17 protein-coding genes, 2 rRNA genes and 2 riboswitches are annotated in these 21,940 nt (G+C 71.8%); of the genes, 15 read left to right on the top strand and 4 right to left on the bottom strand.

Going from position 1 to position 21,940, the window contains the following annotated elements; translation table 11 throughout:
- The 13 genes from ACWDD9_RS14375 to ACWDD9_RS14315 form a co-directional block, all read left to right on the top strand.
- A 23S ribosomal RNA gene (locus tag ACWDD9_RS14375) occupies positions 1-93 on the top strand; the annotation flags it as partial.
- Between the two features lie 82 nt (positions 94-175).
- Positions 176-292, top strand: a 5S ribosomal RNA gene (gene rrf / locus ACWDD9_RS14370).
- A gap of 100 nt (positions 293-392) precedes the next feature.
- Positions 393-1,013, top strand: a complete 621-nt coding sequence (locus ACWDD9_RS14365; protein ID WP_449811755.1) for a CDP-alcohol phosphatidyltransferase family protein — start codon at positions 393-395, stop codon at positions 1,011-1,013.
- Positions 1,014-1,137: 124 nt separating this feature from the next.
- Positions 1,138-3,633, top strand: coding sequence for a mannose-1-phosphate guanyltransferase (locus ACWDD9_RS14360; protein ID WP_049653268.1), 2,496 nt, complete (start codon positions 1,138-1,140; stop codon positions 3,631-3,633).
- 196 nt (positions 3,634-3,829) lie between these two features.
- A complete protein-coding gene (locus tag ACWDD9_RS14355) occupies positions 3,830-4,909 on the top strand; it encodes a DUF881 domain-containing protein (protein WP_449811754.1) in 1,080 nt (359 codons plus the stop codon).
- Positions 4,906-5,238 (top strand): small basic family protein, encoded by a 333-nt coding sequence (locus ACWDD9_RS14350; RefSeq protein ID WP_030062488.1) that lies wholly within the window; start codon positions 4,906-4,908, stop codon positions 5,236-5,238. Before ACWDD9_RS14355 ends, ACWDD9_RS14350 begins: the two co-directional genes overlap by 4 nt.
- A gap of 283 nt (positions 5,239-5,521) precedes the next feature.
- A complete protein-coding gene (locus ACWDD9_RS14345) occupies positions 5,522-6,424 on the top strand; it encodes a DUF881 domain-containing protein (RefSeq protein WP_449811760.1) in 903 nt (300 codons plus the stop codon).
- A gap of 229 nt (positions 6,425-6,653) precedes the next feature.
- Positions 6,654-7,535, top strand: coding sequence for an FHA domain-containing protein (locus ACWDD9_RS14340; protein ID WP_449811753.1), 882 nt, complete (start codon positions 6,654-6,656; stop codon positions 7,533-7,535).
- 179 nt (positions 7,536-7,714) lie between these two features.
- Positions 7,715-8,410, top strand: a complete 696-nt coding sequence (gene ftsR / locus ACWDD9_RS14335; RefSeq protein WP_198959445.1) for a transcriptional regulator FtsR — start codon at positions 7,715-7,717, stop codon at positions 8,408-8,410.
- Between the two features lie 97 nt (positions 8,411-8,507).
- Complete coding sequence (locus ACWDD9_RS14330; protein WP_030303568.1) at positions 8,508-8,984, top strand: bifunctional nuclease family protein; 477 nt, start codon at positions 8,508-8,510, stop codon at positions 8,982-8,984.
- A gap of 223 nt (positions 8,985-9,207) precedes the next feature.
- The gene (locus ACWDD9_RS14325) at positions 9,208-9,852 is read left to right on the top strand and encodes a MerR family transcriptional regulator (RefSeq protein ID WP_049653260.1); all 645 of its coding nucleotides are present in this window, start codon (positions 9,208-9,210) and stop codon (positions 9,850-9,852) included.
- 94 nt (positions 9,853-9,946) lie between these two features.
- Positions 9,947-10,669, top strand: coding sequence for a SanA/YdcF family protein (locus ACWDD9_RS14320; protein WP_388046396.1), 723 nt, complete (start codon positions 9,947-9,949; stop codon positions 10,667-10,669).
- Between the two features lie 72 nt (positions 10,670-10,741).
- The gene (locus tag ACWDD9_RS14315) at positions 10,742-12,169 is read left to right on the top strand and encodes a DNA polymerase IV (protein ID WP_380742353.1); all 1,428 of its coding nucleotides are present in this window, start codon (positions 10,742-10,744) and stop codon (positions 12,167-12,169) included.
- A 141-nt stretch (positions 12,170-12,310) separates the two neighbouring features.
- Here the strand turns inward: ACWDD9_RS14315 and ACWDD9_RS14310 are convergent, their stop codons facing one another.
- Both ACWDD9_RS14310 and ACWDD9_RS14305 read right to left on the bottom strand, forming a co-directional pair.
- Positions 12,311-13,807 carry an MFS transporter gene (locus ACWDD9_RS14310; protein WP_063780197.1) on the bottom strand — a complete coding sequence of 499 codons (1,497 nt, stop codon included), beginning with the start codon at positions 13,805-13,807 and terminating at the stop codon, positions 12,311-12,313.
- 216 nt (positions 13,808-14,023) lie between these two features.
- A complete protein-coding gene (locus ACWDD9_RS14305) occupies positions 14,024-15,292 on the bottom strand; it encodes a PRC and DUF2382 domain-containing protein (RefSeq protein WP_449811752.1) in 1,269 nt (422 codons plus the stop codon).
- Positions 15,293-15,443: 151 nt separating this feature from the next.
- Positions 15,444-15,547, top strand: a riboswitch (glycine riboswitch).
- 1 nt (position 15,548) lies between these two features.
- Positions 15,549-15,681, top strand: a riboswitch (glycine riboswitch).
- Positions 15,682-15,784: 103 nt separating this feature from the next.
- Between ACWDD9_RS14305 and gcvP the strand changes: the two genes are divergently transcribed.
- Positions 15,785-18,685 carry an aminomethyl-transferring glycine dehydrogenase gene (gcvP, locus tag ACWDD9_RS14300; RefSeq protein WP_449811751.1) on the top strand — a complete coding sequence of 967 codons (2,901 nt, stop codon included), beginning with the start codon at positions 15,785-15,787 and terminating at the stop codon, positions 18,683-18,685.
- A gap of 118 nt (positions 18,686-18,803) precedes the next feature.
- Here the strand turns inward: gcvP and ACWDD9_RS14295 are convergent, their stop codons facing one another.
- Both ACWDD9_RS14295 and ACWDD9_RS14290 read right to left on the bottom strand, forming a co-directional pair.
- On the bottom strand, positions 18,804-18,995 hold the full coding sequence (locus ACWDD9_RS14295; RefSeq protein ID WP_049659119.1) for a DUF5999 family protein: 192 nt from the start codon (positions 18,993-18,995) through the stop codon (positions 18,804-18,806).
- A gap of 412 nt (positions 18,996-19,407) precedes the next feature.
- Positions 19,408-19,980: a hypothetical protein gene (locus tag ACWDD9_RS14290; RefSeq protein ID WP_449811750.1), complete on the bottom strand. Its 573-nt coding sequence runs from the start codon at positions 19,978-19,980 to the stop codon at positions 19,408-19,410.
- A gap of 378 nt (positions 19,981-20,358) precedes the next feature.
- Between ACWDD9_RS14290 and ACWDD9_RS14285 the strand changes: the two genes are divergently transcribed.
- Positions 20,359-21,864 carry a glutamate--cysteine ligase family protein gene (locus tag ACWDD9_RS14285; protein ID WP_049655516.1) on the top strand — a complete coding sequence of 502 codons (1,506 nt, stop codon included), beginning with the start codon at positions 20,359-20,361 and terminating at the stop codon, positions 21,862-21,864.
- Positions 21,865-21,940 lie beyond the last annotated feature (76 nt).

Raw genomic sequence — 21,940 nt, 5'->3', positions numbered from 1 at the left:
GGCTCCCAGTAGACGACTGGGTTGATAGGCCGGATATGGAAGCCCTGTGAGGGGTGGAGTTGACCGGTACTAATAGGCCGAGGGCTTGTCCTCAGTTGCTCGCGTCCACTGTGTTGTTCTGAAACAACGACCCGCCCGAAATTTGTCGGGTGTGCGGTTGACAGTTTCATAGTGTTTCGGTGGTCATAGCGTGAGGGAAACGCCCGGTTACATTCCGAACCCGGAAGCTAAGCCTTACAGCGCCGATGGTACTGCAGGGGGGACCCTGTGGGAGAGTAGGACGCCGCCGAACAATTCTTCTAGAGAAGCCCCCGCCGGGTGAACCGGTCGGGGGCTTCTCTGTTGTAGGGTCAACATGCAATTGTCGTCACACGGGACAGGAGGCCCCCCGGGTGGAGGTCCAGGAGACGCGGGTCCAGACCGATCGCGTCCTCACCATCCCCAATATGCTGAGCATGGGCCGGCTGGTCGGTGTTCCGCTCTTCCTCTGGCTCATCCTGTGGCCGGTCTTCGACGGGCCCAACAATGACGGTTGGGCACTGCTGATCCTGATGTTGAGCGGGATCAGCGACTACCTGGACGGGAAGCTCGCCCGCCGGTGGGGGCAGATCAGCCGGGTGGGGCAGCTGCTCGATCCGCTGGCCGACCGGCTGTACGTCCTGTCCACGCTGGTCGGGTTGACGTGGCGTGGGATTCTGCCGTGGTGGCTCACCGCGATCCTGTTGGCCCGTGAGGCATTCATCGCCGGCCTGCTGCCGATTCTGGCCCGGCGCGGTTACGGACCGCTCCAGACGAGTTTCCTGGGGAAGGCCGCGACCTTCAATCTGATGTACGCGTTTCCGCTTCTGCTGCTCGGCAGTGTCGACAGCTGGATCGCTCGGCCGGCCGAGGTGGTGAGCTGGGCGTTCATCTGGTGGGGGACGACCTTGTACTGGTGGGCCGCGATTCTTTACGCGGTCCAGGCGCGGCAGATCGTCCGGGGGAGCACCGCGGGCCCGACGTCCACAGTCTGAGACGTGATCTGAGAGAAGCCCCACGCCTCCTCGGTGCGTCGGACGATACCTTCCGGGTAGAGAACCTTCTGGAACGCTTTGATGGACCTGCCGGTCCACCACCGCGAAGGAGGACGCACCCGTAATGAAAGCCGTTGTAATGGCAGGGGGCGAGGGCACCCGACTCCGCCCGATGACCTCCAGCATGCCGAAGCCGCTGCTTCCGGTCGCCAATAGGCCGATCATGGAGCACGTGCTTCGGCTGCTGAAGCGGCACGGCCTCTCCGACACCGTCGTCACCGTGCAGTTCCTGGCGTCGCTGGTCAAGAACTATTTCGGTGACGGCGAAGAGCTGGGCATGCATCTGACCTATGCCCACGAGGAGACGCCACTGGGCACTGCGGGGAGTGTCAAGAACGCCGAGGACGCGCTCAAGGACGATTCCTTTCTGGTGATCTCCGGTGACGCGTTGACCGACTTCAATCTCTCGGAATTGATCGACTTTCACCGCAGTAAGAACGCTCTGGTCACCGTCTGTCTCACGAGGGTGCCGAATCCACTGGAGTTCGGCATCACGATCACGGACGAGGAGGGGAGGGTCGAGCGGTTCCTGGAGAAGCCGACCTGGGGGCAGGTCTTCTCCGACACGGTGAACACCGGTATCTATGTGATGGAACCCGAGGTCTTCGACTACGTCGCGGCGGGTGAGTCCGTCGACTGGTCGAGTGACGTCTTCCCCCAGCTCCTGAAGGAGGGCAAGCGGGTCTACGGGTACGTCGCCGAGGGCTACTGGGAGGACGTGGGCACCCACGAGAGCTACGGCAAGGCCCAGGCGGACGTCCTGGAGGGCAAGGTCGACGTCGAGCTCGACGGGTTCGAGATCTCCCCGGGGGTCTGGGTCGCCGAGGGCGCCGAGGTGGACCCGGAGGCGGTGCTGCGCGGGCCGCTGTACATCGGGGACTACGCCAAGGTCGAGGCCGGCGTGGAGATCCGCGAGCACACCGTGCTGGGCAGCAACGTGGTCGTCAAGCGCGGCGCGTTCCTGCACAGGGCGGTGGTGCACGACAACGTGTACGTCGGGCCGCAGAGCAATCTGCGGGGCTGCGTGGTCGGCAAGAACACCGACGTGATGCGGGCCGCGCGGATCGAGGACGGCGCGGTGATCGGGGACGAGTGCCTGGTCGGCGAGGAGTCGATCATCGGGGCGAACGTCCGCGTCTACCCGTTCAAGACCATCGAGGCCGGCGCCGTCGTCAACACCTCGGTGATCTGGGAGTCGCGCGGCCAGGAGCACCTGTTCGGGGTCCGCGGCGTCTCGGGCATCCTGAACGTCGAGATCACCCCGGAGCTGGCCGTCCGGCTGGCGGGGGCGTACGCGACGACGCTGAAGAAGGGTGCCACCGTCACCATCGCGCGCGACCACTCGCGTGGTGCGCGTGCGCTCAAACGGGCGATGATCTCGGCGCTCCAGACCTCCGCGATCGACGTCCGCGACCTCGAGAACGTGCCCATGCCGGTGGCCCGGCAGCACACGGCGCGGGGGAGCGCGGGCGGGATCTTCCTGCGGACCACACCGGGTGTGCCGGACTCGCTGGACATCCTCTTCTTCGACGAGCGCGGGGCGGACCTCTCGCAGGCCGGCCAGCGCAAGCTCGACCGCGTCTACGCGCGCCAGGAGTTCCGGCGGGCCTTCCCCGGTGAGATCGGGGACTTGACCTTCCCCTCCAGCGTCTTCGACTCCTACGCGGGAAACCTGCTGCGGACGGTGGACACGACCGGAGTCCGGGAGGCCGGGCTGAAGGTGGTCGTGGACACCGCGCACGGCAGCGCGGGCCTCGTCCTGCCGAGCATCCTGGGCCGACTCGGGGTCGAGGCGCTCACCGTCTCCAGCGGGCTGGACGAGGCGCGGCCGACCGAGGACGCGGAAACGCGGCGGGCCGGCCTGGCCAGGCTCGGTGAGCTGGTCGCCTCCTCGCGGGCGGCCTTCGGGGTGCGGTTCGACCCGGTGGGCGAGCGCGTCGCGTTCGTGGACGAGCTCGGGCGGGTGATCGACGACGACCGGGCCCTGCTGGTGCTGCTGGACCTGGTCGCCGCCGAGCGGCGCAGCGGGCAGGTGGCACTGCCGGTGACCACCACCCGGATCGCCGAGCAGGTCGCCGCGTACCACGGCACCCAGGTCATCTGGACCACGACGACGCCGGACGACCTCGCGAAGGCGGCCTCCGCCGAGGGCACGGTGTTCGGCGGGGACGGGCGCGGCGGCTTCGTGGTGCCCGAGTTCAGCGGGGTGCTGGACGGCGCCGCGGCGTTCGTCCGGCTGGTCGGCCTGGTGGCGCGGACCCAGCTCACGCTGAGCCAGATCGATGCCCGGATCCCGCAGGCGCACATCCGGCGCCGGGACATCGCGACGCCGTGGGCCGCCAAGGGCATGGTCATGCGCTCGGTGGTGGAGGCGGCCGGCAGCCGTCGGCTGGACACCACCGACGGCGTCCGGGTGGTCGAGGCGGACGGGCGCTGGACGCTGGTGCTCCCGGACCCGGCCGAGGCGGTCACCCACCTCTGGGCGGAGGGCCCCGATGACGAGGCCACCGAGGCGCTGCTGGACGAGTGGGCGGCCGTGGTCGACGGAGCGGGACGGTGACGAACCGGGACTGAGCACGATCAGGAGCTGAGCTCGGAACCGCCTCGGACGGCGGGGCGCGCGGCGTGACCCGCGCGCCCCTCTGTCCGTTTTCACATCATTCGGAATATTCCGTCACATTCCGTCATGTGTGCAGCGTGTGTGCAGCTCAGGGGCCGTGCACGGGCCCCCTCGACGACATGGGACGATGGTCTCCATGCCAGCGACGCCGACGCCGAGTGCCCCGAACGGACGGTACAACCGCCCGGACGCCTCGATGTCCTTGCTGACCAACGTGATGGACCACAGCCTGGACGAGGGCTACGCGGAGGCGGCCGCCGCGCGCGGCGGTGCCCGCGACAGCCGGATACCCGGGACCCTGCCGGGGCTGCTGACGCTCGGGGCGGGGCTGGCGCTGGTCGGCGCGGTGGTGACGGTGGGCGCGGTGAACGCGCACAAGGCCGAGCCCTCGCTGGCCAAGGAACGGGACGCGCTGATCCACCGGATCAACGACAGCAACACCTCGGCCGACCGGCTGCAGAAGCAGGTGCAGGAGCTGCGGCTCAAGGTCGACAGCACGCAGCAGCAGGCGCTCGCCTCGGGCGACGCCGATCCCGGCGGGGTGAGCGGGGCCGTGGGCCTGGGCCAGGTCACCGGGCCGGGCGTGAAGCTGGTCCTGGAGGACGCCGCGGGCACGGGCAGCGGCGGCAACGTCGACCCGAGGGCCGGGCAGGGCTTCTCCAACAGCGGCCGGCTGCGGGACCGCGACCTGCAGCTGGTGGTGAACGGCCTCTGGGGATCCGGGGCCGAGGCGATCGCGATCAACGGCCAGCGGCTGACCGCGCTGTCCGCGATCCGGGCCGCGGGCGAGGCGGTGCTGGTGGACAACCGGCCGCTGGTGCCGCCGTACAACATCCAGGCGATCGGGGACGGCTCGAAGCTCCTCACCGTCTTCGAGAAGGACATGGCCGGGCAGTACCTGCGGCTGCTCCAGGAGCAGTACGGCATCAAGTCGACGCTCTCCGTGCAGAAGAACCTGACGCTGCCGGCGGCGGTGGGGGTGACGCTGCGGACCGCGCAGCCGGTGACGCCCGAGGCCTCGCCCCCGGCGACCGCGGGCGCAACGCCGCCGGCCGGAGCCGGAACCCAGGAGAGCCCCGGCGCGTCCGTCTCACCGTCGGCCTCGCCTTCCGCTTCCGCCTCGTCGGCCCCGACCAGCGGTGCTTCCACCGCCAAGCGGCGTCCGCCGACCGGAACCACCAAGACCACGACAGGGACAGGAGCAGCCAGACCGTGATTGCCGTACTGGGTCTTGTGATCGGGGTGGTCGTCGGCCTCTTCGTCCAACCCGAGGTGCCGGACGCCGTCGTGCCCTACCTGCCGATCGCGGTGGTGGCGGCGCTGGACGCCGTGTTCGGCGGCGTCCGGGCGATGCTCGACGGGATCTTCAACGACAAGGTGTTCATCGTCTCGTTCCTGTCGAACGTGGTGGTCGCGGCACTGATCGTCTTCCTCGGTGACCAGCTGGGCGTCGGCTCGCAGCTGTCCACCGGCGTGGTCGTCGTCCTCGGCATCCGCATCTTCTCCAACGCGGCCGCGATCCGGCGCCATGTCTTCCGTGCCTGAGCCGGGCCGCGAGCCCGCGGCGGAGGACGGGCGGGAGGCGGCGGTGGCCGGGGCGGCCGCCGGGAAGCCGGCTGGAGAGCCGGGCGGGAAAGCGGTCGAGAAGGCGGTTTCGAAGCCCGTCCGGGAGGTCGTGGACGCACCTCGGACGGACAGTGCGGCGGACGCGGACGAGGCTGCCGGGACGGCCGGGGAGACGGCCGAGGCCGTGGAGCCCGTCGTCGCCTCGGAGGAGAAGTCTGACGCTAAGGCTGAGCTTGAGGCCGGTTCGGCGCCCGAGCCGACGCTGCGGCTCACGAAGGTCACCGCGCCGGCCCCCGGGGCCGAGCCGAAGACCGGGGCGAAGCCGGAGTCCGCGCCTGCCGCTGAGCCCGAGCCCACGCCCGAGCCCGTGCCGGCCCCGGAGCCCGCGGCGGAAGCGGGGTCCGAGCCGGAACCCGAGCCCGAGCCCGTCGCGGACCGGAGTGCCGGCCGGCGGCGCCTGAAGGCGGCGCTCTGGCCGCCGCGGCTGTCGCGCGGCCAGCTGGTGGTGGCGCTGCTGCTGTTCTCGCTCGGCCTGGGGCTGGCGATCCAGGTGCGGTCGACCAACGACCACCACAGTCAGCTCCGCGGGGCCCGCCAGGAGGACCTGGTGCGGATCCTCGATGAACTGGACAGCCGTCAGCAACGTCTTCAGCAGGAGAAGGCGGAGTTGGAGCAGTCCCTGGCGAAGTTGGAGAACAGCTCCAACCAGGCCAAGGAGGCCCAGGAGCAGACCAGGAAGAAGGCGACGGAGCTCGGCGTGCTCGCCGGCACCGTCAAAGCCACTGGTCCGGGCATCGTACTCACGGTCGATGATCCCCAAGGGCAGGTGAAGGCAGATATGCTGCTGGACACCCTGCAAGAACTTCGAGCGGCGGGGGCGGAGGCGATTCAGATCAACGATGTGCGCGTGGTGGTCAACACCTACTTCACCGACCTGTCGGCCGGTGGGGTGCAGATCGACGGGAAGAAGGTCTCGCAGCCCTACCGCTTCACGGTCGTGGGGAACCCGCAGGATCTGACACCCGCGCTGAACATCCCGGGAGGTGTCGTCCGCACGCTGGAGAGCCACCAGGCGCGGGCGACGATCGCCCAGCAGCAGAAGGTGGTCGTCGACGCCCTCGTGGACCCGAAGTCGCCGCAGTACGCCAAGCCGGCTTCGAAGTGACGGGGCGCCCGGCGAACGGCCCGTCAAGGGCGGGCGGCACCCGCTGCGGGGCGCCGCCGTCACATGGGCGAGACTGGTTCGCACCAGTACGCTCCGGAGCAACAACCGCAGTACCAATCGCCGGAGTACCACTCCAGCGGGCCCGAGCCGCAACGACCGGGCCCGCAGCATGTCCGAGGTTCTCACCCTGCCCCGCGGGCGGGTCTGTCACACGCAAGGGGATTCGCCCGTGAGTTTCTTCTCGAAGTTGTTCGGTCGTAACAAGGGCCGTGACGCCGCCGCCGTCGAGGCGCCCACCGCGCGTCACCGCCGACCGGAGGACGAGCCCGCAGTGCCGGGCATGCGCCCGGCCCCCGAGGCCGCGCCGTACGCAGGTCAGCAGCTGTACCGGGACGGCGGCGCCGCCCAGTACGCGGGGAATCAGGCGGGCTACGGCGCGTCGGTTGACCCCTCCGGCGAGCCGCGCATAGGTTTCCCGTCAGGACCCTCAACCTCTGGTGGAGGGTTTGCCCCGGATCCGTACGCCGGGCACAACCCGTCGGGTGTGCCGCGCCAGGAGGCTGTGAACATGGCTGGCCCCACTCCGTGCCCCAGGTGCGGCAACCGGAACCCGGCCGCGGCCCGGTTCTGTTCCAACTGCGGCGCGGCGCTGCGCGGCGGCCTGCTTCCGGAGGGGGCGGCGGAGACCACGTCGACCATCTCCATCTCCGGCCTGGAGTCGTACGACCCCACCACCACGACCGGCACCGGCGCCACGCCGGCCCTGTCGGCCGAGGTGCTGTCGGCGATCGACGCGCTGCCGCCGGGCTCGGCCCTGCTGATCGTGCAGCGCGGTCCGAACTCCGGCAGCCGGTTCCTGCTGGACTCGGACGTCACCACGGCGGGTCGCCACCCGCAGGGTGACATCTTCCTCGACGACGTCACGGTCTCGCGCCGCCACGTGGAGTTCCGCCGCACCCCGGCCGGCTTCAGCGTCGCGGACGTGGGCAGCCTCAACGGCACCTACGTGAACCGGGAGCGGATCGACGAGGTGCCGCTGAACAACGGCGACGAGGTGCAGATCGGGAAGTACCGGCTGGTGTTCTTCGCCGGCCACAACCGGGGGTACTGAAAACGACGTCGGCAGGAGCCCGAGTGAATACGAATACCCCTTCCTCTTCTCTCGGGGCGGCCACCCCAACCCCGTCCGGTCCGCAGGCGGACCGCGGCGGACGCGGGGTGGTCGCGGGCCCGCGGCAGCCGGTCCGGGCCGAGAGGCCCGTCGGCCGCCGGCGCGGCGGTGACGAGCTGCTGAGCATCGGCGCGGTGCTGGCCTTCCTGCGCGACGACTTCCCCGAGGTCACCATCTCCAAGATCCGCTTCCTGGAGGCGGAGGGGTTGGTCGAGCCGCAGCGCACGCCCTCGGGGTACCGCAAGTTCAGCCCGGCCGACGTCGAGCGGCTGGCCTACGTCCTGCGCATGCAGCGGGACCACTACCTGCCGCTGCGGGTGATCCGGGAGCACCTGGACGCCATCGAGCGCGGTGAGAACCCGCCCGCGCTGCCCTCCGCCGCCGACACCCGGCCCGGGCCGCTGGAGGAGGCGGACCGGGAGCTGGTGGCCGGCGGAGAGGTGCCCTCCGGCGTCCGGCTGGGGCGCGCCGAACTGCTCGCGGCGGCCGAGGCCGGGGAGCCGGAACTGGCCGAGTGGGAGTCCTACGGGCTGGTCGCCCCGGGACCGGACGGCGGCTACGACGGCGAGGCGCTCCAGGTGGCCCGGCTGGTCGCGGAGCTCGGCCGGTACGGGCTGGAGCCCCGGCACCTGCGCGCCATGAAGGCCGCGGCGGACCGCGAGATCGCGCTGGTGGAACAGGTGGTGGCGCCGTTGCGCCGGCACCGGAACCCGCAGACCAGGGCGCACGCGGAGGCCACCGCCCGGGAGCTCGCGACGCTGTCCGTACGGCTGCACGCGGCCATGGTCCAGGCCGGGATGCGGACGCGCGGATAGCGCATGCCGCCCGCGGCGCGCCCTGGCCGCACCGCGCTGACCAGCGGCGTCGGCCCTGCGCTTTCATATCCGGGAGCGGAGCCATAGGGTTGCCTGTGTGAATGAGCTCGACGTCGTGGGTGTCCGAGTGGAGATGCCTTCCAACCAGCCGATCGTGCTGCTGCGGGAGGTCGGGGGAGATCGCTATCTGCCGATCTGGATCGGCCCCGGCGAGGCGACCGCGATCGCCTTCGCCCAGCAGGGCATGACGCCGGTGCGGCCGCTGACGCACGACCTCTTCAAGGACGTCCTGGAGGCGCTCGGCCAGCAGCTCACCGAGGTCCGGATCACCGACCTGCGGGAGGGCGTGTTCTACGCCGAGCTGGTGTTCGCCGGCGGGGTCGAGGTGAGCGCGCGGCCGTCCGACGCCATAGCGCTGGCGCTGCGCACCGGCACGCCGATCTACGGGAGCGAGGAGGTGCTCGCCGAGGCGGGCATCGCGATCCCGGACGAGCAGGAGGACGAGGTCGAGAAGTTCCGCGAGTTCCTCGACCAGGTGTCGCCCGAGGACTTCGGCGGCAGCGGCCCGCAGTAGCGGGGCCCGACCGTGCGGCCTTTCGGCCCATCGTTTTGCCAAAATCCGTCCATCTACCCACACTAGGGGCACGAAAAACCACTCTCCTGAGTGATGTGGTTTGTCTGGCCCGGCGTGGCGATCGTTGACGGGTCATAGGGGACTGCCTACCGTCAGGAGTGGCTGTCCGGGTGGCCGATGCCCGCAGTCGGGTTGCCCGCAGCACAAGTGGACGGAGGCAGGCATGAGCAGCACCGGCGATGACGCGGCCGTGGGAGGCCGGTGCGCCGTGCACATGCCGCGCACCGCTCGCACCGTCACGGATTTCCCCCGGGTCGGCAGGTTCCCGGCCGTACAGGCGGGCCAGCCGGCCATCGAACGGCTGGCCCCGACGTCCGACCTGCTCGGCTTCCGGGGCCCGACGGCCTGTGCGGCGGCCGGCATCACCTACCGTCAGCTGGACTACTGGGCCCGCACCGGACTGCTGGAGCCCAGCGTCCGCACCGCGTACCCGTCGACCAGCCAGCGGCTCTACAGCTTCCGCGACATCCTGCTGCTGAAGATCGTGAAGCGGCTGCTCGACGCGGGTGTCTCGCTGCAGAACATCCGGGTGGCGGTCGCCCACCTCCAGGCCGCCGACCAGGCCGACCTGGCGGGGATGACGCTGATGTGCGACGGCGCGACGGTGTACGAGTGCACGACGCCGCAGCAGGTGGTGGACCTGCTGAAGGGCGGTCAGGGGGTCTTCGGCATCGCGGTCGGAGCGGTCTGGCAGGAGCTGGAGCTCACCCTCGGGCGGCTGCACGCCGAGCGCACCGACACCGGCGAGACGATGGTCGGGCACGACCCGGCCGACGAGCTGGCCCAGCGGCGCAACCGGGCGGTCTGAGCAGGCGTTCGACGGGGCCGCGGGCCCGGACGGGGAACCGTTCGGACCCGCGGCCCCGTCGTGTTCCCCGGTTGACGTGATCGAGGGAGGGCACGTGGGAGTCGGTACCGGCATATCGGGGCTGCTGCGGCGCAGGGCCGGACTGCTGGGGGCCCGGCTGCGGCAGCGGCGGACGCAGCGCAGGGTGTTCCAGGTCGGAACGGTGCTCTGCTCGCTGGCGCTGGCGCCGAGCGCCTGGGTGTGGTTCGCCGCGGGGGACCGGGTGGGCACCGTGGAGAGCGCGCCCGCCGCGCCGGTCGCGGTGGTCTTCGGGGCCGGCCTGTACCAGGGCAAGCCCTCCCCGTACCTGGAGCACCGGCTGGTGGCGGCGGTGGACCTGTACCGGGAGGGGAAGGTGCAGGCGATCCTGGTGACCGGGGACAACGGGCGGGTCGAGTACTCCGAGCCCGACGCGATGTACGACTACCTGACCCGGAACGGCGTTCCCGAGGACCGGGTGGTGCGGGACTACGCGGGCTTCGACACCTGGGACTCCTGCACCCGGGCGCGCCGGATCTTCGGGGTGGACCACGCGGTGCTGGTCAGCCAGGACTTCCACGTCCGCCGGGCGCTGGCGCTGTGCGAGGCGGCGGGGATCCGCTCGTACGCGGTCGGGGTGCCGGAACTGCACGACGCGACCTGGCTGTACGGCGGGCTGCGGGAGGTCGCCGGGGCGGGCAAGGCGGCGGCCAACGCCTGGCTGCGGCCGGACCCGGTGTTCCTCGGACCCCGGGAGGACGGTATCCCGAAGGCGCTGGCGGAGGCCGCGAAGCAGTAGCGACGGGGGCCGGGAGCGGGGCCTCCGGCCCGGTTCGTACGCACTGTCGGACCCGTACGCGATGATCGGCGGGTGCGATCTCTGCCGAGCATCATCCACCTCGACATGGACGCCTTCTTCGCGGCGGTGGAGCAGGCGGCCAAGCCCAGCCTGCGCGGCAAGCCGGTGGTCGTCGGCGGGCTCGGCGGACGCGGGGTGGTCTCCACGGCCTCGTACGAGGCGCGCAGGTTCGGGGTGCACTCGGCGATGCCGATGGCGCAGGCGCGCCGGCTCTGCCCCAACGCGGCCTTCCTGGCGGGGCGGTTCGAGGCCTACCGGCAGAACAGCGAGATCGTGATGGGGCTGCTGCGGCAGCTCTCCCCGCTGGTGCAGCCGCTCAGCCTGGACGAGGCCTTCGTGGACCTGGAGGCCGGCCCGTACGGACCGGCACTGCTGGAGGCGGACCACGAGACCGGCGAACGGCTGGTCCTCGCGCTCGCGGAGGACCTGCGGGCGGACATCCAGCGGTCGACCGGGCTGACCGGCTCGGTCGGGGCGGCCGGGTCCAAGCTGATGGCCAAGATCGCCTCCGAGCAGGCCAAGCCGGACGGACTGGTCATGATCGAGCCCGGGCAGGAGCGGGCCGTGCTCGGCCCGATGCCGGTGCGGGCGCTGCCCGGGATCGGGCCGGCCACCGAACAGGTGCTGCGCCGGGCCGGGCTGAGCACGGTGGCCGACCTCGCGGAGGCGGGGGAGGCGGAGCTGGTGCAGCTGGTCGGGCGGGCTCACGGCGCCGGGATCTTCCAGATGTCCATAGGGCTGGACGAGCGGCCGGTGATCGCCGACCAGGACGCCAAGTCCGTGTCGGTGGAGGACACCTACGAGGTGGACCTGGCCGACCGGGAACGGGTGCTGCGCGAGGTGGAGGCCCTGGCCGGCCGGTGCGTACGGCGGCTGCGGGCGGCCGGGCGCTCGGGGCGGACGGTGGTGCTCAAGGTCCGGCGGTTCGACTTCTCGACGCTGACCCGCTCGGAGACGCTCGGCGGGCCCACCGACGACGAGGCGGTGATCACCGCGACCGCGCGCCGGCTGGCCGAGCAGGTGGAGATCACCGGCGGGGTCCGGCTGCTCGGCGTGGGCGTCGCCCAACTCGCCGACTACACCCAGGAGGACCTGTTCGCCCAGGCGCTGCGGGAGGAGGCCGCGGAGCACGCGGAGGCGGCGGCCGAGGCCGAGGAGGCCGAGGCGGAGCCGGAGGCCGTCGTGGTGCGGCGGTGGGTGCCCGGACAGGACGTCCGGCACGAGGAGTTCGGTCCGGGCTGGGTGCAGGGCAGCGGCGTCGGGAGGGTCACCGTACGGTTCGAGACGCCGTGGGACGGGCCGGGGCGGGTACGGACCTTCGCGGTGGACGACCCGGCGCTCGAACCGTCCCGGCCGCTGCCGCTGCGCCGGGACGAGGGGCCGGACGAGGGGCCGGACGGTGTGTCGGAGGGGAACGGCGGGCCGGGGGAAGGAGCCTGAAACGCGAAGCGGCCCCACCCGGTGGGGGAGTACCGGGTGGGGCCGATCACCGTGCCGGACCCCGTGCGTTCGTGATGCCCTCACGATGTACGGGGACCGGGCCCCGCGCCCTGTCCCTGAGCGCGGGGGCCGGACGCCTCGTCAGGCGTCGGTCTTGACCAGCTCGGGGCTGGAGTCCTGCTGGGCCGAGCCGCCGACGACCGTCGCGGTGGCGGCCGACTTGGTGCCGCGGATCAGGAACGGGACGACACCGGCGACGACGCAGACCACGGCCGCGGTCCAGAACGCGTGCTTGTAGGCGTCCAGGGTGGGCAGCGACAGCGGGATCTGCGGCGGCAGCTTCATGGTGTCGCCGGTCAGGATGGCGGCCATGACGGCGGTGCCGATCGCGCCACCGACCGTGCGCAGCACGGAGTTCATGCCGTTGGCGATACCGCTCTGCTCGACCGGGACGGCGCCGTTGATGTAGGCCGGCATCGCGGCGAAGGCGAGGCCGACACCGAGACCGAAGATCGCCGAGGCGGTGTAGATGTCGCCCTCGTGCCCGTGGCGCACGGCCAGGTAGGCCATCGCGATGGCGCCGAGGACGCCACCGAGGACCAGCGGCAGGCGCGGGCCGCGACGGGCGATCAGCAGGGCGCCGACCGGGGCGGCGACCATCGAGCCGATCGCGGACGGCAGCAGCAGGAGGCCAGCGTGCAGCACGCTGGCGGTGAAGCCGTAGTGGGTCAGCTTCTCCGGGGTCTGGGCGAAGTTGCTGATGACCATGAAGGAGCCGTACATGCCGAAGCCGATGAGCAGGCCGGCCACGTTGGTGAAGGCGACGGCCGGACGGGCCATCATCTTCATGTCCACCAGCGGGTGCGCGACCTTGGTCTCGATGATCCCCCAGATCAGGGCGACCACGGCGGCGACGGCGAACAGGCCGAGCGTCTTGTTGGAGGTCCAGCCCCAGTGGTTGCCCTGGCTGACCGCGACCAGCAGCGCGGAGAGCCAGCCGGCCAGGGTGAGGGCACCCAGCGGGTCGGCGCCGCCCTCCTTGTCGGTCACCGGGTCGGTCGGGACGCGGAAGGCGACCAGGGCGATCGCGATCAGGCCGAAGACCAGGCCCATCCAGAAGATCGACTTGTAGTTCCAGTGCTCCAGCAGGAGACCGGTCGCGACCAGGCCGAGGCCGGAGCCGACGCCCATCGAGGCGCTGATGGCGGCGACGCCGCCGGTCACCTTCTGCTTGGGCAGCTCGTCACGGACGATGCTGATCGCCAGCGGCAGGACGCCACCGCCGGCGCCCTGGAGGACACGGGCGACGACCAGCCAGGTGAAGGAGTGGGTGCTGACCGCCAGCGCCGAACCGGCGACCAGGCCGGCCAGCGAGATCAGCAGCATCGGCTTGCGGCCCCGGAGGTCGCCGAAGCGGCCCAGGAGGGGAGTCAGCACGGCTGCGGAGAGCAGGTTGGCGGTCATCAGCCAGGTGACGCTGGACGCGGAGACGTGCAGTTCCTTGGCCAGCGAGGGCAGGATCGGGACGACCGCGGTCTGCACCACGCTGAACGACAGCATCGCCAGGATGAGGGCCGGCAGGACCCGGGCGCTGCTCTGCTTCTCGGCCGCGGTGGTGGGCTGTGGTGCCTCACTCACGGTTGCTTCCTCCCGTACATAGTGAATGAACTGAAGTAACCATGCAGGGAGATACTTCAGAGTGTCAAATATCGAGTGGTTAAGTTTTGGCAAAGGTGAACGGTCGGGTACGTGACAAGGGCCGTGGTGGGGGTGGCGGGGGCGGGGAGGGGCGTCTGCGGTGGGTGTGCGAGAGGGGCCCCGGACGGTGTCCGGGGCCCCTCTTCGCGGGTGGTGTCAGACGAGCGGGCGCAGTGCGGCCGGGCGGGGTGAGTCGGTGGCGGGGGGTGAGGCGGGGGGCGGGGTCGAGCCGGCCGGGGAGGTGTTCTGGGTGGCGGTGGTGTCGTGGACCTCGACGTGCTCGCGGCGGAGCTCCTCCCGGACCACCTCCTCCGTCGTGTAGCGCTCGACGACCAGGCGGACCCGCTCGACGGGCGCGAGGTACTTGCGGACCACCGCGCGCTCCTCGCGGAGGGTGACCTCCTCGACGGCCTCGGCGATGTCCTTCTCGCTGAGCGTGGCGCGCTCGGCGTCGCTGACCGGCATCCGCTCGACCCGGACGCGCTCGTGGACCACCGGGATGCGGCGCTCGACCTGTTCGGTCGTCACGTACTTGCGCAGCTTCGCGGTGCCGAGGGTGTGCCACTCGGTGGTGACCTCCAGCCGCTCCTCGCGGCAGGTGATCTCGACCGGGCCGCTGGGGGCGGACGGGGCGCCGTCGGCGTGCGCGGCGCCGACGGTCGCCGCCGGGGCGGGCGTAGACGCGGGGGCGGGCTGCGACTGCGGCCTCGGCTCCACGGTGGGTGCGACGGGGGCGGCCGCCGGGGTGGCGGTGGTGGCCTCGGGGGTGCTGAGCATCCGCATGTCGGCCTCCGGGGCGGTTCTGGTGCTGTCGGCGACCGCGGCGGTGACGGCGGCGGTGGGCGGGGCGGTGGCGACGGGGGCTCTGGCCGGGGCGGGCTCGGGAACGGGCTCGGGGGAGCGCTCGGGGGTGTGGAACGTGAGCGACTTCGCCGGGGCCGCCGCGGTCGTCGTGGCGGCGGCGGCCGCCGCCGTGGTGCCGAAGTCGAGGTCGGCCTGCCTGGGCCGGCTCCCGTTCTCGTGGCTCGGGCGGCCGTCCATCGGGGTGTCGAGCCCGTAGTAGCGGTACAGCTGGAGCTCCTGGGCGGGGGACAGGTGCTGGCCGACGCCGAAGTCCGGCGACTCCTTCACCAGCGACTTGTCGTACGGCACCCGGAGCTCGTCGCCGGCGAACTCGCTCGTGGTCAGCGGGACGAAGGCGTCCCGACCGAAGATGCCGGTCCGGACCGCGGCCCACTCGGGCCGGCCGGTGGCGTCGTCCAGGTAGACCTCGTCGACCGTGCCGATCTTGTCTCCGTTGCGGTCGACGGCCTTGTGACCGATGAGGTCCCGGGGGTCGATGTCGGTCTGCACTCTTTCCTCCCGTGCGCTGAGCTTGCGGAACTCCCGCAGGAAGGCGGCCGGAGCACCCGTTCCGTCCGCCACTTCACACCAAAAGCCATGAATCGGACGGACGCGAGCGGGGTGCGCCGGACGGGCTGCGCGCTGGACCGTCCGGGGGACGCGCGTAGACCCCGAACGACCTGACGCACCCGTGATCGGGGGGCCTCCCGCTGGTACCCTGGGCGACGACCGCAGAGCCCGCTCGGGAGAGTCTCCGACTGCGAAAGCCGCTGGTCGGAGCGCCGAAGGAGCAACTCCTCCCCGGAATCTCTCAGGCATCCGTACCGTGTGGGGTAGGTCACTCTGGAAAGCAGGGCAGGAGCGTCGGCGCGGAAGCCGGCGATCACCACCCTCACCGACGGTGCAAGCCGACGGAGCGCCCACAGCGCCCCGTGCGGGTGAAGCTCTCAGGTCCCGATGACAGAGGGGGAGGCCTGTCGGGTCCGCCCGCCCAGGTTCGTCCGCTGTCCGCAGCGGCGAGGCCGGCCGGCGTGCGTACCCCCGCCGGTCCGTGACCAGGAGGCCTCGACCACCATGAACGCCCAGCCGAACGCGGGACGCCCCACCGGCGCCTCGACCCTCACCGAGCTTGAGCTGGCCAGCCCCTTCGAGAACCGCCACATCGGCCCCGACGCCGCCGCGCAGGAGAAGATGCTGGCGTCCGTCGGCTACGGCTCGCTGGACGAGCTCGCCGCCACCGCGGTGCCCGAGGCGATCCGCTCCATCACCGCCCTGGACCTGCCCGCGGGCCGGACCGAGGCCCAGGTCCTCGCCGAGCTGCGCGAGCTGGCCGGCCGCAACCAGGTGCTCCAGCCGATGATCGGCCTGGGCTACTACGGCACCTTCACCCCGCCGGTGATCCTGCGCAACGTCATGGAGAACCCGGCCTGGTACACCGCCTACACCCCGTACCAGCCGGAGATCTCGCAGGGCCGCCTGGAGGCGCTGCTCAACTTCCAGACCCTGGTCTCCGACCTGACCGGCCTGCCGACCTCCGGCTCCTCGCTGCTGGACGAGGGCACCGCGGCCGCCGAGGCGATGGCGCTGGCCCGCCGCGTCACCAAGGTCAAGGGCGGCGTCTTCCTGGTCGACGCCGAGACCCTGCCGCAGACCGTCGCGGTGATCAACACCCGTGCCGTGCCGACCGGTGTCGAGGTCGTCGTCGCCGACCTGTCCGAGGGCATCCCGGCCGAGATCGTCGAGCGCGGCGTCTTCGGCGTGCTGCTCCAGTACCCGGGCGCCACCGGTGTGGTCCGCGACCTCACCGCGGTGATCGAGCAGGCGCACGGCCTGGGCGCGATCGTCGCCGTCGCCGCCGACCTGCTCGCGCTGACCCTGCTCAAGTCCCCGGGTTCGCTGGGCGCCGACATCGCCTGCGGCACCTCGCAGCGCTTCGGCGTGCCGATGGGCTTCGGCGGCCCGCACGCCGGCTACCTGTCGGTGCGCGCCGAGTTCGCCCGCTCGCTGCCCGGCCGCCTGGTCGGCGTCTCCGTCGACGTCGACGGCAACCGCGCCTACCGCCTGGCGCTGCAGACCCGCGAGCAGCACATCCGCCGCGAGAAGGCCACCAGCAACATCTGCACCGCCCAGGTGCTGCTCGCCGTGATGGCCTCGATGTACGCCGTCTACCACGGCCCCGACGGCCTGGCCGACATCGCCCGCCGCACCCACCGCTACGCCACCGCCCTCGCCGAGGGCCTGCGGGCCGGCGGCGTCGAGCTGCTGCACGGCGAGTTCTTCGACACCGTCACCGCCGTCGTCCCGGGCCGCGCCGCCGAGATCGCCGCCGCCGCCCGCGCCAACGGCATCAACGTCCACCAGGACGGCGCGGACCGGATCTCCGTCTCCACCGACGAGACCACCACCCGCGAGCACCTGGCCGGCGTCTGGGCCGCGTTCGGCGTCCCCGCCGTCGAGGTCGCCGAGGCCGCCGACGCGCTGCCCGCCGCGCTGCTGCGCGAGGACGAGTACCTGACCCACCCGGTCTTCCACAGCCACCGCTCGGAGACCGCCATGCTGCGCTACCTGCGCCGCCTGTCGGACCGGGACTACGCGCTGGACCGCGGCATGATCCCGCTGGGCTCCTGCACCATGAAGCTCAACGCGACCACCGAGATGGAGGCGGTGACCTGGCCGGAGTTCGGCCAGCTGCACCCCTTCGCGCCGATCGACCAGGCCCAGGGCTTCCTGACCCTGATCCGCCAGCTGGAGCAGCAGCTGGTCGAGGTGACCGGCTACGACGCCGTGTCGATCCAGCCGAACGCGGGCTCGCAGGGCGAGCTGGCCGGTCTGCTGGCCGTGCGCGCCTACCACCACGCCAACGGCGACACCCAGCGCGACGTCTGCCTGATCCCGTCCTCGGCGCACGGCACCAACGCGGCCTCCGCGGTGATGGCCGGCATGCGCGTGGTCGTGGTGAAGACCCTGGTCGACGGCGACGTGGACGTCGAGGACCTGAAGGCGAAGATCGAGCAGCACCGCGACAACCTCGCCGTGCTGATGGTCACCTACCCGTCCACCCACGGCGTGTACGAGACCCAGATCACCGACATCTGCGCCCTGGTGCACGAGGCCGGCGGCCAGGTGTACGTGGACGGCGCCAACCTGAACGCCCTGGTCGGCTTGGCCAAGCCGGGCAAGTTCGGCGCGGACGTCTCGCACCTGAACCTGCACAAGACCTTCTGCATCCCGCACGGCGGTGGCGGCCCGGGCGTCGGCCCGGTCGCGGTGCGCGCCCACCTGGCGCCGTACCTGCCGAACCACCCGCTGCAGCCGGAGGCCGGCCCGGCCACCGGCGTGGGCCCGATCTCGGCCGCGCCGTGGGGCTCGGCGGCCATCCTGCCGATCTCCTGGGCGTACGTCCGGCTGATGGGCGGCGAGGGCCTCAAGCACGCGACCCAGGTCGCGGTGCTGAACGCCAACTACATCGCCAAGCGCCTGGCGCCGCACTTCCCGGTGCTCTACACCGGTCCGGGCGGGCTGGTCGCGCACGAGTGCATCATCGACCTGCGCCCGCTGACCAAGGAGACGGGCGTGACGGTGGACGACATCGCCAAGCGCCTGATCGACTACGGCTTCCACGCGCCGACGATGTCCTTCCCGGTGGCCGGCACGCTGATGATCGAGCCGACCGAGTCCGAGGACCTGCACGAGATCGACCGCTTCTGCGACGCGATGATCACCATCCGGGCCGAGGTCGACAAGGTCGGCTCGGGCGAGTGGGCGGCCGACGACAACCCGCTGCGCAACGCCCCGCACACCGCCGCCACGCTGGCCGGCGACTGGGCGCACGGCTACTCGCGGCAGGAGGCGGTCTTCCCGGCGGGCGTGAACCCGGCGGACAAGTACTGGCCGCCGGTGAGCCGGATCGACGGCGCGTACGGCGACCGCAACCTGGTCTGCTCCTGCCCGCCGCTGGACGAGTACGGCGTCTGACCCGACCGGGCCCAGGTGGTCCGGGTCGGACGGCAGGGCCCCGGCGGAGTTCTCCGCCGGGGCCCTGCCCGTCTGCGCTGGTCGGCGGCTGCCCCCGCCGTACGGTCGGACCGGGTGGTCAGGCCGCGTGGGCGACGGGGCGGCGCGGGGCGATCACCCGGCCGTCGGGCAGCAGTTCGCCGGTGTCCTCGAACAGGACGACGCCGTTGCAGAGCAGGCTCCAGCCCTGCTCCGGGTGACGGGCCACCGATACGGCCGCCTCGCGGTCCTCGGACTCGGCCGTCGGGCACTCAGGACGGTGCTGGCACATGCGTACCCTCGCTTCGCTCTGCGATCCTCCCCGTGGTGCGGTCGCCGGAGGTGGTGCCGTCCGGGGCCGCCGCGGTGGTCGGATCCTGTCCGCGCGCCGGCCAAGTGTGGGCCGGCGCCCAAGTGGGTAGGACAGGGGGTCCTTCCACGCTGGTTCCCAGTGTCGGCATCCCGGGAGCCGCGCGCAGGGATTTCGTGACATGCGCCACAACTCCCGGGTAGAGATCACCCGTTCAGGTGGGGCCGACGGGAAAAGGCGCACCGGTGGGTCAGTCGGGACATGGCCCGTTGGGGCCATGCCGAATGGCCCGGACGGGTGGTCACCGTTTGGGTGAGGGTTTGGGAGCGGGCGCGCGGGCGCGGTCGAGGGCCGCCGGGCGGGTGGGCCCGGCGGCCCGTGGGGCGTCGGCGGGTCAGGAGGTGCCGAGCAGCAGCGGTCCGGCGAGCGGGGCGCGTGCGAGCAGCGGCAGCAGTTCGGCGGCGGGCCGGGCGCGGTGCGCGGCGACGCCGAGCGGGGCCGGGGCCAGGGGGATCAGGAGGTCGCCGTCCGGGTCGGCGTCGGGGTTGTGCAGCCAGAGCGCCGTGGCGTACTGGCCGGGGAAGGTCAGCAGCCGGGGCTGCCGGCGGGTCCGGGAGCCCTGGGCGAGCTGCCAGGCCTCGCGCAGCGCCCGGACCGTCGAGTCGAGGTAGGGGCCGGCGGTGAAGTGGGAGAAGCTGTGGCCCTCGGCGCTCTGCACCACCTCGGCGGCGGCGGCCACCTCGGCGCCGTCCTTGATCAGGAAGCGCCAGCCGGTGCGGCGGGCGGCCGGCAGCTCCGGGCGCGGGCCGTTCAGGACGTGCACCGCGAGCGGGTGGGCGGGGAGCAGTGGGCCGGTCGGATGGCGCAGTGCTGCGGCGGCGGGCTGGCGCAGCGCGGTCTCCGAGTCGAGCGCGCCCAGGATGGCGCGCAGGGCGCTCGGCGGGGGCTGGGGGGTTTGCAGAGTCATGGCGGGGTCCGCCTCTCCAAGCGAGATCGGCGTGCGAGTGCGGCATACCGGCGTGGCGGGGCGACGCGTCGTCGGTGACGGGGCCGGGCCGTGTCCGGTTGTGCAGGATCGCGGTGCCGGCGCGGTCGCCGCCTCGACGAGGGCTTTCGGGGCGAGGCGGACCGGCCGGAGCGCTGTGCGAATTCGAACAGGTGCGCAGGGTGATCTGTTTATCACAGGCTGTGGTGTCGGGCAAGTCCACAGTTCGTCTGATTTTCCGTCAGATGCCTTGCATTGCAAGCCAGTACGCACGTTCGGGTATCGATCTTCGCGGTGGGCATCATGCTTGCACGGTCGGTCGACCGGGTGCTCGACGGGGTGGCTCTGGAGGAGGGGACCGTGGGCGAGAAGGTCGTGGCGACTCGGGCGGAACTGGCGGACCGGCAGCTCTACCGGCGCAAGCTCCACACGTGTCTGGACGTGCTCGGACGGATGATCCGGGAGGACCGCTTCGACCGGCCGCGGGCGGTGATGGGCCTGGAGATCGAGCTCAACCTGGCCGACGAGCAGGGCCTGCCGGCCATGAACAACGCGCAGGTGCTGAGCGCGATCGGCTCCAGCGACTTCCAGACCGAACTGGGCCGTTTCAACATCGAGGTCAACATCACGCCGCACCGGCTCTGCGGGCACGTGTTCGAGGAGCTGCGCGAGGAGATCGACACCGGGCTGCGCTACGCCGACCGGCAGGCGGCCGAGGCGGGCGCCCGGATCGTCATGGTGGGCATCCTGCCGACCCTGGAGCACGCCCACACCGGGCTGGACGCGATGAGCCACAACCAGCGGTACAGCCTGCTCAGCGACCAGATCCTGGCCGCCCGCGGGGAGGACATCGCGCTGGACATCGAGGGCGTCGAGCACCTCCAGCTGGAGTCGATCACCATGGTGGCCGAGGCCGCCGCCACCTCGCTCCAACTGCACCTCCAGGTGACCCCGCAGCGGTTCTCCTCGGTGTGGAACGCGGCCCAGGCGATCTGCGGGCCGCAGCTCGCGCTCGGCGCCAACTCGCCCTTCCTGTTCGGGCGGGAGCTGTGGCGGGAGACCCGTCCGGTGCTCTTCCAACAGGCCTGTGACACCCGTACGGCGGAGCTCAAGGCCCAGGGCGTGCGCCCGATCACCTGGTTCGGCGAGCGCTGGGTGGACTCGGCGTACGACCTGTTCGAGGAGAACCTGCGGTACTTCCCCGCGCTGCTGCCGATCTGCGACGACGAGGACCCGATGAAGGTGCTGGCCTCCGGCGGCGCGCCCAGGCTCGCCGAGATGCGGCTGCACAACGGCACCATCTACCGCTGGAACCGCCCGGTGTACGACATCGCGGGCGGGGTGGCGCACCTGAGGGTGGAGAACCGGGCGCTGCCGGCCGGGCCGACGGTCGCCGACACGCTCGCCAACGCGGCCTTCTACTACGGGCTGGTGCGGGTGCTGGCCGAGCAGCCCCGGCCGATCTGGACCCGGCTGCCGTTCGAGCGGGCGGACGAGAACTTCCAGCAGGGCGCCCGGTACGGCATCGACGCGGTGTTCCAGTGGCCGCGCTCGGGGCGGGCCGGGCGCGGCGGCGGGCTGCAGACCGTGTCCGCGGTCGACCTGGTACTCAACGAGCTGCTGCCGATGGCCTACCAGGGGCTGGACGAGTGGGGCGTGGAGCCCGCCGACCGGGACCGCTACCTGGGCATCATCGAGCAGCGCTGCCTGCGCCGCACCAACGGCGCGTCCTGGCAGACCGCGACCTTCCACCGGCTGCGCGAGCAGTACGGGATGGACCGGCCGGCCGCGCTCGCGGCGATGACCAGGCGCTACGCCGAACTCATGCGCGGCGGCGAGCCGGTGCACACCTGGCCGGTGGGCTGAGCCCTCCCCGTCGGGGCGGTCCGGCGGCTGTGTCAGGATGATCGCTCCGGCGGTCGGCCGACGGCCGGAGCGACCG

This window comes from Kitasatospora sp. NPDC001119, from assembly GCF_053598475.1.
Note: the sequence above shows the minus strand (reverse complement) of the source record. Positions and strands in the feature narration are given on the sequence as shown.

Excerpts from the sequence above, each read along its gene's own strand:
- gcvP (WP_449811751.1), top strand. The coding sequence starts at position 15,785 with ATGAACGCCCAGCCGAACGCGGGACGCCCCACCGGCGCCTCGACCCTC.
- ACWDD9_RS14355 (WP_449811754.1), top strand. The coding sequence starts at position 3,830 with ATGCCAGCGACGCCGACGCCGAGTGCCCCGAACGGACGGTACAACCGC.
- ACWDD9_RS14295 (WP_049659119.1), bottom strand. The coding sequence starts at position 18,995 with ATGTGCCAGCACCGTCCTGAGTGCCCGACGGCCGAGTCCGAGGACCGC.
- ACWDD9_RS14290 (WP_449811750.1), bottom strand. The coding sequence starts at position 19,980 with ATGACTCTGCAAACCCCCCAGCCCCCGCCGAGCGCCCTGCGCGCCATC.
- ACWDD9_RS14360 (WP_049653268.1), top strand. The coding sequence starts at position 1,138 with ATGAAAGCCGTTGTAATGGCAGGGGGCGAGGGCACCCGACTCCGCCCG.
- ACWDD9_RS14325 (WP_049653260.1), top strand. The coding sequence starts at position 9,208 with ATGAGCAGCACCGGCGATGACGCGGCCGTGGGAGGCCGGTGCGCCGTG.